A 14,427-nucleotide genomic window follows, 5' to 3' on the forward strand; every position below is an offset into this window, starting at 1 on the left:
TCTCCCTCGTTCCGCCCGTTCACGCCCCGCCCTCCGTCACCGGCAGCTGCACCGCGAGCGCCGTGCCCCCGCCGGGCGCCGACTCCACCGTGAAGGTGCCGCCGAGCGCCCGCGCCCGGGCCCGCATCGACGGCAGCCCGAACCCGCCGTCCCCTCCGCTGCGCCCGGCGACCGCCACCGGGTCGAATCCGGCCCCGTCGTCGAACACGTCCAGCGCCACCTCGCCCTCCATGTAGCTGAGCGTCACCTCGGCGTGCGAGGCGTGCGCGTGCCGGACGGTGTTGCCGAGCGCGGACTGCGCGATCCGCAGCAGCGCGACCTCCTGCGGCACCGGCAGCCGTACCGGGTCCCCGGAGACGTGCAGTTTCACCGGCAGGCCGCTGTGCGCCGCCGTGGTGGCGCACAGCCGTTCCAGCGCGACCGGCAGCGGGTCGCCGTCGAGCGCGGGCGGGGTGAGCGCGCGGACGAACCGCCGGGCCTCGTCCAGGTTGTCCTGGGCGGCCTGCCGGGCCTGCTCGACGTACCCGGAGGCGGCCTCGGTGCGTTCCGGCAGGGCCCGCTGGGCGGCCCGCAGCAGCAGCTGGATGGAGCTGAGGCTCTGCGCGAGGGTGTCGTGGATCTCCCGGGCGAGGCGCTCGCGTTCGGCGAGCACCCCGGCGGTGTGGTGGGCGGCCGCGGCGTCGGCGCGGGCGGCGGTGAGTTCGTCGATCAGCCGGCGGCGCTCCTCGCTCTCCCGGTACAGCGCCTGGTAGCCGAGCACGGTGGCGGTGGCGACGGCCGCGCCGAGCGCGGGTCCGATCGCGGCGGGCAGGCTGAAGGTGTGCTGGTGCCAGGACCAGGCGGCGATGGCGGTGGCGGCGGTCAGCCCGACGGCGGTGAGGCCGCCGCGCCGCCCGAGCAGGTGCAGTTCCAGGAAGTACAGCGGGAACGCCAGCCACACCCCGTCCTGGGTGGCGATCAGCACGCCCACCCAGGTGACGCCGAGCAGTGCCAGCCACAGCGCGGCGGCCCGGCGCGAGCGGCGGACGGCGGCCAGCCGGGGGCCCACGGCGTACACGGCGGCCATCGCGGTGGCCGCGGCGGCGACGGGCAGCGGGTCGCCGTCCCGGCCGACGGCGGCGCGGGCGACGGCCAGGGCGAGCAGGCCCGCCACGAGCAGGTGCAGGCAGACCTGGAGGACGCGGGCGACGGGGGTGGTGCGGGATCGTTCGGTCGCCATCCGTCCAGCCTAGGTTCCGGATCGGGCCCCGGCATCAATCAAAAGGTTGAACTCCGCTTCTGCCCTTTGATGCCGAGGATGCAATCCGCGGTGCGATGCCCGCGGGGCCCCTTCTCCGGGACGGTGGAAGCGTCGGAAACACTCGTTCAGCAGGAAGGCCCACCGTGTTCGTCGCCTGGAGGGATCTGGGGTTCGCCAAGGGGCGGTTCGCCCTGATGGGGACCGTCATCGTGCTGATCACCGTACTGGTCGGTCTGCTGTCCGGACTGACCGCCGGACTCGGCCGGCAGAACATCTCCGCGATCACCGGCCTGCCCGCCGACCACCTGGTGTTCGGTGAGCCCGCCGACGGGCAGAAGCTGTCCTTCACCGATTCCCAGGTCACCCCCGAGCAGTGGCAGGCCTGGGCGGCCGAGCCGGGCGTCACCTCCGCCCAGCCGCTGGGCATCACCACCACCAAGGCCGCCGCCGGCACCCGCACCACGGCGCTGTCCGCCTTCGGCGTCCCGGACGGCTCCGCGCTGGCCCCGCAGGGCGCCCGGATCGCCCCCGGCCAGGCCGTCCTGTCGAAGACCGCCGCCAAGAACCTGGGCGACCTCGCCCCCGGCGCCGACCTCACCCTGGCCGGCCACCGCCTCCGGGTCGCGGCCGTCGACGGCGACGCCGCGTACAGCCACACCCCGGTGATCTGGACCAGCCTCACCGACTGGCAGCAGGCCGTCCCCGGCGGCGCCGGCCACGCGACCGTCATCGCGCTCACCACCGCCAAGGGCGCCGACCTGCACGGCGCCGACGCCCGCCACGGCACCGAGACCCTCACCCGCGACGACGCCCTCGCCGCGATCGGCTCCTACACCTCCGAGAACGGCTCGCTCCAGCTGATGCGCGGCTTCCTGTTCGCCATCTCGGCCCTGGTGATCGGCGCCTTCTTCACCGTCTGGACGATCCAGCGCAGCGGCGACGTCGCGGTGCTCAAGGCCCTCGGCGCCTCCACCCGCTACCTGCTGCGCGACGCCCTCGGCCAGGCCGTCCTGCTGCTGGTGCTCGGCACCGCCGCCGGCACCGCGCTCGCCCTGGGCGCCGGCGCGCTGATCGGCTCCGCCGTCCCCTTCGTCCTCGACGCCCCGACCCTGCTGCTGCCCGCCGCCGTCATGATCGCGCTCGGCGCGGTCGGCGCCGCCCTGTCCATCCGCCGGATCACCTCCGTCGACCCGCTGACCGCCCTGGGGAGTGCCCGATGAGCCTGACCCTCGACCGCATCACCCTCACCTACCCGGACGGCGACGGCCGGCTCACGGCGCTGGACGACGTGTCGCTGACCGTCCCCAAGGGCTCGATCACGGCCGTCGTCGGCCCGTCCGGCTCCGGCAAGTCCAGCCTGCTGGCGGTCGCCGCCACCCTGATCACCCCGGACTCCGGCCAGGTCGTGGTGGACGGCACCGACACCACCGGCCTCGGCCGCGCCGAACTGACCGCGCTGCGCCGCACCCGGATCGGCATCGTCTTCCAGCAGGCCAACCTGCTGCCCTCACTCACCGCCGTCGAACAGCTCCAGGTGATGGCCCACCTGGACGGCCGCTCCCCGCGCACCGCCCTCCCCCGGGCCCTGGACCTGCTGGGCGCCGTCGGCCTGCGCGACCAGGCCGCCCGCCGCCCGCACCAGCTCTCCGGCGGTCAGCGCCAGCGCGTCAACATCGCCCGCGCGCTGATGAACGACCCCACCGTCCTGCTGATCGACGAACCCACCAGCGCCCTCGACCACGAACGCGGCGCCGCCGTCCTCGACCTCATCACCGACCTCACCCACCGCCGCGCCACCGCCACCGTCCTGGTCACCCACGACCGCACCCACCTGACGGCCGTCGACCAGATCGCCGAAGTCCACGACGGCCGCCTGACAGTGCCGGCAGCGGCCTGAACTACTTCAGCGGTCCGAGCACGTCGTCCACCGACAGCGTCACCGACGCCCCGATCGACTCCGGCAGGGTGAACGACTGCCCCGGGTGGTGGACGGCGTGCACGCGGTACTCGCCCTCCTGTGGGTCAGTGAGCACCATGACCCGCTGGTTCGTCCGGTCCACGATCACGTAGACGGCTACTCCAGCGGCGGCATAGACGAAGGGCTTCCGTTTCAGGTCGTCGCTGATGTTGGACGACGTGACCTCCAACACCAGCCGGAAGACCGCCGGGTCGTAACAGTTGTACTCGATCAAGTGGTCATCGATGTCGGCGTCGACGATCGCCAGGTCGGGAACGGCGTAGTCCGACGGCCCATCCGGCAGCCAGATGCCAACGCCCTGAATGACGTCGACCTCATCCCCGTCGAGGCCGGCGGCGAACAGCACACGCATGAGGCGACTCAGCGACTTGCCGTGTGAAGCATTCGGCGGCGGCGTCACGGTGATCTGGCTCCCGACGATCTCGACCCGGTGCCCGGCGAACTGGTTGGAGATCAGCTCGGCGACTTCGAGCAGCGTCGGCTGCTCGATGGGCTCTTCCACTGCTGCGGCGGACATGGATTTCCTCCTGGCTGCCGATGTCGAGAACATCATCGTAGGGCGCGAACGCATTCCGCCGCCCGATCCCCAGTCTTCACCCGAACGGGCGGTTTAGCCCCGGTTAGCCCCGGTTGGCCCTACCGCGCCCGCAGCTTCAGCGCCGGGCGGGCCTCCTCCGCCGCCTCGTCCTGCCCCGCCCACAGCGAGCGGACGTGGCTGAGGTGGCGGGTCATGCAGGCCTCGGCCGCCTCGGCGTCGCCGGCCAGCATGAGGTCGAGCAGTTCCAGGTGCTCCTCCGCCGAGGAGGTCAGCTCGCCGCGCTCGTCGAGCCGGTTGAGGCCGTACAGCCGCGAGCGCTTCCGCAGGTCGCTGACGACGTCGACCAGCCGGGCGTTGCCGGCCAGCCCCAGCAGGTCCAGGTGGAACTGCCGGTCGGCCTCCAGGTACCCGATGAGGTCGTGCTTGCGCGCGGCCGCGACGATCTCCTCGGCCTGCGGGCGCAGCCGCTCCAGCTGCTCCTTGGTCGCCGTGCGCGTCACCCGGCCGACGGTGGGGACCTCGATCAGGGCACGGATCTCGGTGTAGTCGTCGAGGTCACGCTCGGTGAGCTCGGTGACCCGGAAGCCCTTGTTGCGGACGGCCTCGACGAGGCCTTCGCGGGCGAGGTCGAGCATGGCCTCGCGGACAGGGGTGGCGGAGACGCCGAAGTCGGCGGCGAGCGCGGGTGCGGAGTAGACGACGCCGGGGCGCAGTTCGCCGGAGATCAGGGCCGCCCGGAGCGCGTGGGCGACCTGGTCGCGAAGCCGCTCCTGTACGGAGATCAGGGTGCGGGGTTTGAGGTCGGCCATGGTGTTCCTCCGGGTGGGTGCAGAACACCAGCGTACAATGTCACGTTACGTTGAGTGCGCAACATTTCGTGATTCGGACACCTGCCCTCCGGCCGCGCCGACCCTGGCAGCCGGGAGCGCCCGGCACCTACCCCTGCCGGTACACCTCCGCCGCGACCGCCAGGTCCTCCCACGCCATGCCGACGCTCTTGAAGAACCGCGGCCGTCCCGCCGGCACCAGCGCGTCGCCGCGCACCAGCTCGGCCAGGTTCCACAGCTGCCGGCCGGCCACCCCCGCCATGATCAGGTCGCCGGCCTCGCGCGCCGCCACCGTCCGCGCCTCCACGTACAGCTCGGCCCGCTCGACCAGCACCTCGTCCACCTCCCGCGCGTCGGGCTCGTGCGAGCCGACGGCCGCGACGGCGGCGTGCTCGGGCACCAGGGCGCCGTCGAACAGCGGCGTGCGCGCGGTGGTGCAGCAGACCACCAGGTCCGCTTCGGCGACGGCCTCCGGCCCGCCGACCCCGGCCGCCAGCCCGAGCCCGCGCCCGTACGCGGCGAGGGCCCCGGCCCGTCCGGCGTCCCGCGCCACCACGGTGAGCCTGGTCAGCGGCCGGACGGCCAGCAGCGCGTCCAGGTGCCCGTACGCCTGCGGCCCGGAGCCGAACAGCACCAGGTGTTCGGCGTCCGGCGCGGCCAGCCGGCGCAGCGCGACGGCGGTGACGGCGGGTGTGCGCAGCGTGGTGAGCGCGGCGCCGTCGAGCAGGGCGAGCGGTTGCAGGGTGGGCCCGTCGAGCAGCAGGTAGCTGCCGGTGATCCGGGGCAGCCCCCGGCCGGGGTTGGCGGGCGCGACCCCGGCGATCTTCACCCCGGCGTACGGGCCGGCGGCGGCCGGCATCATCAGCAGTTCGCCGGCCGGGACGGGGACGGCCGAGCGGGCCGGTGCCGGCTCCGGGTCGAACCCGTCGAGCAGCACCCGCTCGATCGCCGCCACCGCGGCCGCGGGCCCGACCCCACCAACGCCCGGCACGGCGTACTGGAGCGGCTCAGCCGCCGTACCGGGCGGCACAAGAGGCGGCACATGAGACGACGCATGAGGCGGCGCAGCAGGGTCCGCAGGCGGATTCGCAGGAGCGGTCACAGCAGGAACCCCGCCCCCAGGTCGTCGTCCGGTTCCAGGACGAACGCGTGCTCGCCGGTGCGGTGGGCGCTGCCGGTCACCTCGGTGACGACGCCGCCGTCCAGCGGGTCGCCGCCGGGCAGGACGCGGCCGGTGAAGACCGTCCCGATGACGGACTCGTGCCGCAGTTCCTCCCCCGGCGCGAGCCGGCCCTCGGCGGCGAGGACGGCGAGCCGGGCGGAGGTCCCGGAGCCGCAGGGCGAGCGGTCGATCTGCCCGTCCGCGAAGACGGTGACGTTCCGTTGGTTCAACACGCCGTCCTCCGAGACGAATTCGTCGAACAGGATGACCCCGTACACGCCCGACAGCAGCGGGTCGCTCGGGTGCGCCACCGCCGCCGCGCCGGCCAGCAGCTCCCTGATCTCCCGCCCGGCGGCGGTGAGTTCGGGCAGCTGCGCGGGCTCGACCGCGAGGCCGAGGGCGGCCGCCGGCACCGAGGCGTAGCAGGCGCCCGCGTGCGCCACCGCGACCTCCACGGTGCCCCGCGAAGTGGCCAGCGGCAACTTCAGGGCGGCGACCCGGGTGGGCACGTTGCGGAAGGTGACGCCGGTGGTCCGCCCGCCGGCCCGGTGCACCAGCGCGGTGACCCGGCCGGACGGCACGTCGATCCGCACCCGGGCCACGCCGTCGGCGGGGGCCGCGACCCGCCCGGAGTCCACCGCCCAGGCGCCGAGCGCGATGGTGCCGTGCCCGCAGGCCGTCGAGTAACCGTCCTTGTGCCAGAACAGCACCCCGAAGTGCGCCTCGTCGTCGTCCGGCGGCACCAGGAACCCGCCGTACATCCCGGCGTGGCCGCGCGGTTCGCGGCTGAGCAGCTGCCGCGCGTCGTCCAGCGCGCTCGGCCGGGGTGCGGTCGCGCTGCCGCCGGCGCCGAGTGCGATGGCCCGCCGTTCGGCGACGCTGTCGCCGGGGATCGCGGGCACGCCGTCCAGCACGATCCGGAACGGCTCACCGGCCGCGTGGTAGTCGATGGTGCGGACGAGCATCAGGCGCCCCCGCCCGGCAGCAGGCTGACCGTGCGGCTGACGGTGTAGAAGTCCAGCGCCGCCTGGCCCTGTTCGCGCTCGCCGTGGGCGGCGCCCTTGGCGCCGCCGAACGGCAGGTGGAAGTCGACGCCGCTGGACGGCGCGTTGACCCGGATCATGCCCGCGTCCAGCCGGTCGGCGGCGGCGAGCGCCACGTCCAGGCTGCGGGTGTGCACGGAGGTGGAGAGGCTGTGCGGGGTGTCGTTGGCGAGCGCGATCGCCTCGTCGAGGTCGGCGGCGGCGTGCAGCAGCGCGATCGGTCCGAAGAACTCCTCGCGGGCCAGGGGGTGTTCGGCCGGCACGTCGGTGAGCAGGGCCGGTTCGAGGTACCAGCCGTCCCGCTCGGGTGCCCGGCCGCCGGTGAGCAGGGTGGCCCCGGCGGCGACGGCCGAGTCGACGGCGGCCGTCAGCCGGTCCCGGGCGGCGGCGTTGATGACCGGCCCGCAGGCCGTGTCGTCGACCAGTTCCAGCGCCTTGACCAGGGCGTCGCGCAGCGGCTCGTACGCGGCGCCGACCGCGATCACCCGGCTGGTGGCGGTGCACTTCTGCCCCGCGTACCCGGCGATGGCAGCGGCGAGGTGGGCGGCGGCCTGCGCGAGGTCGGCGTCCGGCAGCACCAGCGCGGCGTTCAGCCCGCCGAGTTCGGCCTGCACCGGGACGCCGCGCTCGGTGGCGGCCCGCACCACGGCCCGGCCGACGCCGGTCGAGCCGGTGAAGGAGACCACGTCGGCCGTGTCGACCAGCGCCGCGCCCTCCTCGGCGCCGCCCGGCAGCACGGTGAACACGTCCTCCGGCAGCCCGGCCCCGGCGGCCAGTTCGGCCAGCCGCAGCGCGCAGGCGGTCGCCTCGGGCGCCGGCTTGAGCACCGCGGTGTTGCCGACCGCCAGCGCCGGCGCGGCCTTCCAGGTGGGGATCGCCAGCGGGAAGTTCCACGGCGCGATCAGCCCGGCGACGCCGTACGGGCGGCGCCGGGTGAGCAGCAGCCCGGGCCCGGCGGCGGTCTCGTGCACCGCCCCGGACGGCGCGAACGGCGCCTGCGCGTAGTAGCGCCAGATCGCCGCGGTGCGGGCGACTTCGCCGCGTGCCTCGGCGAGCGGCTTGCCGACCTCGCGCACGATCAGCCCGGCCAGTTCGTCCGCGTGCGCCTCGACCGCTTCGGCGATCCGGCCGAGCGCCGCCGACCGGGCGCCCGCGCCGGCCGCGAGCCAGCCGGGCTGGGCGGCCCGGGCCCGGGCGACGGCGGCCCGGACGGCTTCGGCGCCGGGTTCCTCGACGGCGACGACGAGGTCCGCGGGGTCGGCGGGGTTGTACGAGGTGATGGTCACGACCAGCAGCCCTTCGAAGGTGGTTCAGCGGACGTCTGAGCGGGCCCCTCCCCCGAGGCCGGCTCCTCTTTCAAACGGCTTCAGACAGCTTCAAACCGCTTCAGACAGCTCTACAGCAGGAACCCGGCCGGGAACGGGTCACGCGGGTCGAGGAAGTACTGGGCGGTGCCGGTGACCCAGGCCCGCCCGGTGACGGTGGGCACCACGGCGGGCCGCCCGGCCACCTCGGTCTCCTCGACCAGGCGCCCGATGAAGGTCGTCCCGATGAAGGAGTCGTTGCGGAAGTCGCGCCCCAGCGGCAGTTCGCCGCGCGCGTGCAGCTGTGCCATCCGGGCCGAGGTGCCAGTGCCGCAGGGCGAGCGGTCGAACCAGCCGGGGTGGATGGCCATCGCGTGCCGGGAGTGTTCGGCGGTGGAGCCGGGGGCGAGCAGCTGGACGTGGTGGCAGCCGTGGATGGACGGGTCCTCCGGGTGCACCGGGCGGTCGGGGCTCGCGTTGATGGCGGCCATCAGGGCCAGTCCGGCCTCCAGGATGTCCTGCTTGCGCTCGCGCTCGAAGGGCAGCCCGAACTCGGCGAGCGGCAGGATGGCGTAGAAGTTGCCGCCGTACGCCAGGTCGTAGCCGATCGTGCCGTACCCGGGCACCTCGATCTTGGCGTCCAGCGCGGCCGAGTAGGACGGCACGTTGCGGATGGTCACCGCGGTGGCGGCGCCGTCCTCGACCCGCACCTCGGCGATCACCAGTCCGGCGGGCGTGTCCAGCCGCACCGTGGTGACCGGCTCGACCACCGGCACCATGCCGGTCTCGACCAGCACGGTGGCGACGCCGATGGTGCCGTGGCCGCACATCGGCAGCAGGCCGGAGACCTCGATGTAGAGCACGCCGAAGTCGGCGTCGGGCCGGGTCGGCGGCTGGAGGATGGCGCCGCTCATCGCGGCGTGGCCGCGCGGCTCGTACATCAGCAGGGTGCGGAAGTGGTCCAGGTGCTGCTGGAAGTGCACCCGGCGCTCGGCCATGGTGGCGCCGGGGATGACGCCGAAGCCGCCGGTGATGACCCGGGTCGGCATGCCCTCGGTGTGCGAGTCGACGGCGTGGAACACGTGACGGCTGCGCATGGCTCTGACGACTCCCGTCGGAGTGGGCGTACGGAGGTGGTGACCGTACGCCGGATCGGGTGGGTGGGGCCGGGCCGGCTGCCCCCTCAGCCGGCCCTGGTGACGAGGTCTCCCGGTTAGGCCAGGCCCTCGGCCAGCGCCTTCTCGGTGGCCGCGCGGACGGCCGCCTCGATGTCCGGGGTCAGCGGCTGGCGCGGCGGGCGGACGGGGCCGCCGGGGCGCCCGGCGATGTCCATGGACAGCTTGATGGCCTGGACGAACTCGGTCTTGGAGTCCCAGCGCAGCAGCGAGTGCAGCGACTTGTACAGCGGCAGCGCGGTGTCCAGCTCGTGCGCCACGGCGGCCCGGTACAGCGCGACACTGGCCTCCGGCAGGGCGTTCGGGTAGCCGGCGATCCAGCCGACCGCGCCGGCCAGCGCCAGCTCCAGCAGCACGTCGTCGGCGCCGATCAGCAGGTCCAGCCCGGGGGCCAGTTCGGCGATCTCGTAGGCCCGGCGGACGTCGCCGCTGAACTCCTTGACCGCGACGATCGAGCCCTCGCCGTGCAGTTGGGCGAGCAGCGCGGGGACGAGGTCGACCTTGGTGTCGATCGGGTTGTTGTACGCGACGACGGGCAGTCCGGCCTTGGCCACGTCGGCGTAGTGCGCCCGGACGGACGCGTGGTCGGCCCGGAAGGCGTTCGGCGGCAGCAGGAGCACGGAGCCGGCGCCGGCCTCGGCGGCCTGCTCGGCCCAGCGGCGGGACTCGGCGCTGCCGTAGGCGGCCACGCCGGGCATCACCCGGGAGCCGTCGCCGGCCGCCTCGACGGCCACCTCGACGACGCGGGCGCGCTCCTCGGCGGTGAGCGTCTGGTACTCGCCCAGCGAGCCGTTGGGGACGACGCCGTCGCAGCCGGACTCGATCAGCCAGCGGACGTGCTCGGCGTACGCGTCGTAGTCGACGGAGAGGTCCGGGCGCAGCGGGATCGTGGTGGCGACCATGATGCCGCGCCAGGGCCGGGCGGTGTCGTGTGGGGTGTTGGACACGATGAGCTCCTTGGTGAGGTGTGACATTTTATTAGAGGAGACGGGCCGGAGACAAGAGTCCCCGGCCCGCAACATGCCCTAAGGCGTGTCGCCGGCCTCGCCGAACGACCCGGACGACCCGGACGACCCGGACGACCCGGCTGGCCCGGCCGCCAGCTGCGACAGCGGCACCGGGCAGGCCAGCGGCCGCCGGTCCGGCCCCGGCTCACCCGAGCCGGCCAGGCAGGCCACGGCCGGACCGCACATCCGGCCCTGGCACCAGCCCATCCCGGCCCGGGTGAGCAGCTTGACGGTGCGCGGATCGCCCGCGCCCAGCTCGTCCACGGCCTCCCGGATCGCCGAGACCGGCACCTCCTCGCACCGGCAGACGTCGGTGTCCGGGCGCAGCCAGCCGGTCCAGCCGGGGCCGGGCCGGTGGGCCGCGGCCATCAGGTCGGCGAAGTTCCGCAGCCGGGCCCGGCGGCGCAGCAGTGCGGGCTTCGGCAGCCGGTCGGCCACGGCGTGCGCGGCCAGTTCGCCCTCCACGATCGCGAGGTCCGCGCCGCCGACGCCGTTGGTCTCCCCCGCCGACCAGAGGCCGGGCACGGTGGTGCGCAGCCGGGCGTCGACCTGGAGCCCGGCCGCGCCGTCCGGGGCGGTCCTGGTGGCCGCGCCCAGTTCGGTGGCCAGGTCGATCTGCGGCAGCAGCCCGTGGCCCACGGCGACGGCGTCGCAGGCGATCCGGCGTTCGGTGCCGGGCACCGGCCGCCAGTCGGCGTCCAGCCGGGCCACCGTGACGGCGGTGACCCGCTCGGTCCCGTGCGCCTCGACGACGGCACTGCGCGGGCGCAGCCGCACGCCGTGCCGCAGCAGCGTGCTCCCGTGGCCGGCGCCCTCGACGAGCTTGGCGGGGACGGCCGCCAAGGCGCCGGGGCGCCGGGCGTAGCCGAGGTAGTCGGTGGCCTCGACGACCGCGGGCACCTCGGCCCCGGCGGTGACCAGCGAGGACGCCGCCGCGAGCAGCAGCGGCCCGCTGCCGGCCACCACGATCCGCCGTCCGGGCAGCACCAGCCCGGCCTTGAGCATCGCCTGTGCGCCGCCCGCGGTGACCACCCCGGGCAGGGTCCAGCCGGGGAAGGGCAGCTGGCGCTCGTACGCACCGGTGGCGAGCAGCACGGACGCGGCCGGGACGGTGGCCCGGTCGGTGGCCTCCGGTCCGCGCGTGACGTGCACGGCGAAGCCGTCGCCGGTCCGCTCCAGCGCCCACACCTGGTGGCCGCCGAGGAAGCGGACCCGCCCGGCCCGCTCGTGCGCGGCGAGCCGGTCGGCCAGTCCGGTGTAGACGGACCAGCCGTGGTGGAGCCGGTCCGGGCGGGCGGCGCCGAGGCCGGGCGCGGGGTGCCGGTAGTACTGCCCGCCGGTGCTGCGGCCGGCGTCCAGCAGGACGCAGCGCAGCCCGAGGTCGGCGGCGGTCACGGCGGCCGCGAGCCCGGCCGGGCCGGCGCCGATCACCGCGAGGTCGGGGCGTCGGGCCGCTTCGGCGGCGGTCCGGTCAGACGGCGAGGTCGGCACGGCCGTTGCCCTCCTGGGTGGTGACGGTGGTGCCGGGTTCGGCGGGGAGCAGGCAGGTGCGCTGGTTGGGGCGGCCGTCGACGGTGGCCAGGCAGTCGAAGCAGGCGCCGATGCCGCAGAACACCCCGCGCGGCCGGCCGCCGACCCGGGTGGTGCGCCAGGCGAGCACACCGTCGGCCCAGAGCGCGGCGGCGATCGACTGTCCGGGCAGGGCCGGGACGGGTCGGCCGTCGAACTCGATGTGGTGGGCGGGGCCGGGTTCGGCCCGGACCAGGTCGGCGGGGGTGCGGCGCATCGGCGGCTTCTCCGTTCCGGGGTTGGTCGACGAACGAGGGCGATCGACAGAGCGAGGCAGTCGGCAGGCAGACAGCAGTCCCGGGCTCAGGCCCCGGCGTCCGCCGGGAAGCGGTCCGGGCGGAACGGCGCGAGGTCCAGTTCCGGCTGCTTGCCGGTCAGCTGCTCGCTGATCAGCAGGCCGGTCGCCGGGGCCAGCCCGATGCCGGCGCCCTCGTGCCCGCAGGCGTGGTAGAGCCCGGGCGCCCTGGGGTCCTCGCCGATGGCTGGCAGGTGGTCCGGCAGGTACGGGCGGAAGCCCCGGTAGGTGCGCATCACGGTGACGTCCGCGAGCACCGGGAAGAGCGCCGCGGCCTGGGCGGCGAGCCGCCGCAGCACCTCCTGGGAGAGGGTGCGGTCGAAGCCGACCCGTTCGCGGCTGGCGCCGATCAGCACGGGCCCGCCGGGGGTGCCCTCGACCACGGCGGAGGTCTGCAGCCCGGCCGAGCCGCTGGCGACGTCGGCGACGTAGTCAGCGGCGTAGACCTTGTGCCGGACGATCCGCGGCAGCGGCTCGGTGACCAGGACGAAGCCGCGGCGGGGCATCACCGGCAGGTGCACCCCGGCCAGCCGGGCCAGTTCGCCGCCCCAGGTGCCGGTCGCGTTGACGACGGCGGGGGCGTCGAGGCGGCGGCGGTCGGTGCGCACTCCGCGCACGGCGCCGTCCGGCCCCCGGTGCACGGCGGTCACGGTCTCGCCGGTGATCAGCTCGGCGCCCATCCGGCGGGCCTCGCGCAGCAGGTGGGCGGCGGCGAGGGCGGGCTGGACCTGCGCGTCCTGCGGGTAGTGGAAGCCGCCGGCGAGGCCGGGGGCGAGGTGCGGCTCCAGCTCGTGCAGCCGCTCGGCGGGGACTTCCTCGGCGGTGACGCCGGCGGCGGCCTGGCCGACGGCGAAGGCCCGCAGGGCGTCCTGACCGGCCGGGGTGGAGGCGATCACCACGCCGCCCTTGGGCTCGTACTCGACGGCCGCGCCGAGGTGTTCGGCGAGGTCGTGCCAGAGCCGGGTGCTGAGCAGGGCGAGGTCGAGTTCGGGCCCGGGCTCCTTGTCGGAGACCAGCAGGTTGCCCTCGCCGGCGCCGGTGGTGCCGCCGGCCACCGGTCCGCGGTCGACGACGGCGACGGTGAGCCCGGCGCGGGCCGCGTAGTAGGCGCAGGCGGCGCCGACCACGCCGGCGCCGACCACGACGACATCCAGGGGAGGTCTCTGCGTCTTGAGCACGTCAGTAATATGTCACATGCCATCCATCGTGCCAAGACCACCCGCCGAATCCCGAACCGGGCCGGAGCAGCCAAAAGGCCGGGCTCACCGGGCCGGAGCAGCCAAAAGGCCCCGGCCCACCGCGTCGGGCGGCGGGCCGGGGCCTCAGGGTGCGCTACCGGCTCAGGTGATGTCGTCGATCTGCTCGTGACGGGCGGCCGGCACCGGGGCGCCCGCCGTCGGCGCGGCCGAGGCCTGGACCATCTCCGTACCGGCCACCGGCTGCACCGAGAGGTCCAGCTCCGAGGCCTCCTCGTCGCTCAGCCCGGCGTCGGGGTTGCGGCGCTCCTTGCGCCTGTCGTTGAAGATCGCGATGCCCACCGCGAGGAAGTAGAACGCCCAGATCGGCGCGGCCAGCGTGAGCATGCTCACCGGATCGGCGCTCGGGGTGGCGAAGGCGGCGAAGACCGTGATGCCCATGACCATGCCGCGCCACCAGCCGAGCAGCCGCTTGCCGGTGACCATGCCGACCATGTTCATCATCACCAGCAGCAGCGGGAACTCGAAGGCCAAGCCGAAGACCAGCACCATCCGGGTGGCGATGTCGAGGTAGTCCTCGGGCGGCAGGATCGGCGTGGTCTTGTCCGGGGTGAACGAGATCAGCACGTCGACGGTGGTCGGCAGCACCAGGATGGCGCAGCCCACACCGGCCAGGAAGAGCGGCGCCCCGCACAGCATGAAGATGACGGCGTACTTCTTCTCGTGCCGGTGCAGACCGGGTGCCACGAAGGCCCAGACCTGGTAGAGCCAGATCGGCACGGTCGCGACCACACCGGCCGTCAGCGACACCTTGAGCATCCAGGTGAAACCGGCGGTCAGACCGATGTTGGAGACCTGGGCGCACTTGCCCTTGAACTGGTTGGCGGTCTCCGCGGTGCAGCGCGGCAGCGGCTCCAGCAGGAAGTTCTCGATCTGCCTGTGGTAGAACGCCGCCACGATGGTGATCACCACGATCGCCAGGACCGACTTGACCACGCGGTTGCGCAGTTCCCGCAGGTGGTCGGTGAGGGCCATCCGCCCCTCAGGATCCTTGGACGCCTTCGACGCCTTGGAGAGCTTGCTCAACCCCGGT

At 74.5% G+C, this 14,427-nt stretch carries 14 protein-coding genes; 2 read left to right on the plus strand and 12 right to left on the minus strand.

Going from position 1 to position 14,427, the window contains the following annotated elements:
- Positions 1–19: 19 nt before the first annotated feature.
- Positions 20–1,219 (minus strand): sensor histidine kinase, encoded by a 1,200-nt coding sequence (locus A6F73_RS06470; protein WP_063346893.1) that lies wholly within the window; start codon positions 1,217–1,219, stop codon positions 20–22.
- Between the two features lie 164 nt (positions 1,220–1,383).
- Here A6F73_RS06470 and A6F73_RS06475 point away from each other — a divergent pair, with 164 nt between their 5' ends.
- Both A6F73_RS06475 and A6F73_RS06480 read left to right on the plus strand, forming a co-directional pair.
- On the plus strand, positions 1,384–2,460 hold the full coding sequence (locus A6F73_RS06475) for an ABC transporter permease (RefSeq protein WP_063346894.1): 1,077 nt from the start codon (positions 1,384–1,386) through the stop codon (positions 2,458–2,460).
- A complete protein-coding gene (locus A6F73_RS06480; protein ID WP_063346895.1) occupies positions 2,457–3,137 on the plus strand; it encodes an ABC transporter ATP-binding protein in 681 nt (226 codons plus the stop codon). Before A6F73_RS06475 ends, A6F73_RS06480 begins: the two co-directional genes overlap by 4 nt.
- 1 nt (position 3,138) lies before the next feature.
- Here the strand turns inward: A6F73_RS06480 and A6F73_RS06485 are convergent, their stop codons facing one another.
- The 11 genes from A6F73_RS06485 to tatC form a co-directional block, all read right to left on the minus strand.
- Positions 3,139–3,735 (minus strand): Uma2 family endonuclease, encoded by a 597-nt coding sequence (locus A6F73_RS06485; protein WP_063346896.1) that lies wholly within the window; start codon positions 3,733–3,735, stop codon positions 3,139–3,141.
- A 119-nt stretch (positions 3,736–3,854) separates the two neighbouring features.
- On the minus strand, positions 3,855–4,565 hold the full coding sequence (locus A6F73_RS06490) for a GntR family transcriptional regulator (protein ID WP_063346897.1): 711 nt from the start codon (positions 4,563–4,565) through the stop codon (positions 3,855–3,857).
- 127 nt (positions 4,566–4,692) lie between these two features.
- Positions 4,693–5,574: an ornithine cyclodeaminase family protein gene (locus tag A6F73_RS06495; RefSeq protein WP_063350985.1), complete on the minus strand. Its 882-nt coding sequence runs from the start codon at positions 5,572–5,574 to the stop codon at positions 4,693–4,695.
- Between the two features lie 107 nt (positions 5,575–5,681).
- Complete coding sequence (locus A6F73_RS06500) at positions 5,682–6,710, minus strand: proline racemase family protein (RefSeq protein WP_063346898.1); 1,029 nt, start codon at positions 6,708–6,710, stop codon at positions 5,682–5,684.
- A complete protein-coding gene (locus tag A6F73_RS06505; RefSeq protein ID WP_244293592.1) occupies positions 6,710–8,080 on the minus strand; it encodes an aldehyde dehydrogenase family protein in 1,371 nt (456 codons plus the stop codon). Before A6F73_RS06505 ends, A6F73_RS06500 begins: the two co-directional genes overlap by 1 nt.
- 104 nt (positions 8,081–8,184) lie before the next feature.
- Positions 8,185–9,189 carry a proline racemase family protein gene (locus A6F73_RS06510; protein WP_063346900.1) on the minus strand — a complete coding sequence of 335 codons (1,005 nt, stop codon included), beginning with the start codon at positions 9,187–9,189 and terminating at the stop codon, positions 8,185–8,187.
- A gap of 116 nt (positions 9,190–9,305) precedes the next feature.
- Positions 9,306–10,214, minus strand: coding sequence for a dihydrodipicolinate synthase family protein (locus tag A6F73_RS06515; RefSeq protein WP_167745852.1), 909 nt, complete (start codon positions 10,212–10,214; stop codon positions 9,306–9,308).
- A 78-nt stretch (positions 10,215–10,292) separates the two neighbouring features.
- Complete coding sequence (locus A6F73_RS06520; RefSeq protein WP_063346902.1) at positions 10,293–11,765, minus strand: NAD(P)/FAD-dependent oxidoreductase; 1,473 nt, start codon at positions 11,763–11,765, stop codon at positions 10,293–10,295.
- Positions 11,746–12,060 (minus strand): (2Fe-2S)-binding protein, encoded by a 315-nt coding sequence (locus tag A6F73_RS06525; RefSeq protein ID WP_063346903.1) that lies wholly within the window; start codon positions 12,058–12,060, stop codon positions 11,746–11,748. The genes A6F73_RS06520 and A6F73_RS06525 overlap by 20 nt, the downstream gene beginning before the upstream one ends.
- A gap of 86 nt (positions 12,061–12,146) precedes the next feature.
- Entirely contained in the window at positions 12,147–13,316 is a 1,170-nt protein-coding gene (locus A6F73_RS06530; protein WP_063346904.1) for an FAD-dependent oxidoreductase, read from the minus strand.
- Positions 13,317–13,478: 162 nt separating this feature from the next.
- Positions 13,479–14,420, minus strand: a complete 942-nt coding sequence (tatC, locus tag A6F73_RS06535) for a twin-arginine translocase subunit TatC (protein WP_244293312.1) — start codon at positions 14,418–14,420, stop codon at positions 13,479–13,481.
- Positions 14,421–14,427 lie beyond the last annotated feature (7 nt).

It is taken from the genome of Streptomyces sp. MJM8645, assembly GCF_001625365.1.
GTDB lineage: Bacteria > Actinomycetota > Actinomycetes > Streptomycetales > Streptomycetaceae > Kitasatospora.

Excerpts from the sequence above, each read along its gene's own strand:
- A6F73_RS06470 (WP_063346893.1), bottom strand. The coding sequence starts at position 1,219 with ATGGCGACCGAACGATCCCGCACCACCCCCGTCGCCCGCGTCCTCCAG.
- A6F73_RS06480 (WP_063346895.1), top strand. The coding sequence starts at position 2,457 with ATGAGCCTGACCCTCGACCGCATCACCCTCACCTACCCGGACGGCGAC.
- A6F73_RS06485 (WP_063346896.1), bottom strand. The coding sequence starts at position 3,735 with ATGTCCGCCGCAGCAGTGGAAGAGCCCATCGAGCAGCCGACGCTGCTC.
- A6F73_RS06490 (WP_063346897.1), bottom strand. The coding sequence starts at position 4,565 with ATGGCCGACCTCAAACCCCGCACCCTGATCTCCGTACAGGAGCGGCTT.
- A6F73_RS06500 (WP_063346898.1), bottom strand. The coding sequence starts at position 6,710 with ATGCTCGTCCGCACCATCGACTACCACGCGGCCGGTGAGCCGTTCCGG.
- A6F73_RS06510 (WP_063346900.1), bottom strand. The coding sequence starts at position 9,189 with ATGCGCAGCCGTCACGTGTTCCACGCCGTCGACTCGCACACCGAGGGC.
- A6F73_RS06525 (WP_063346903.1), bottom strand. The coding sequence starts at position 12,060 with ATGCGCCGCACCCCCGCCGACCTGGTCCGGGCCGAACCCGGCCCCGCC.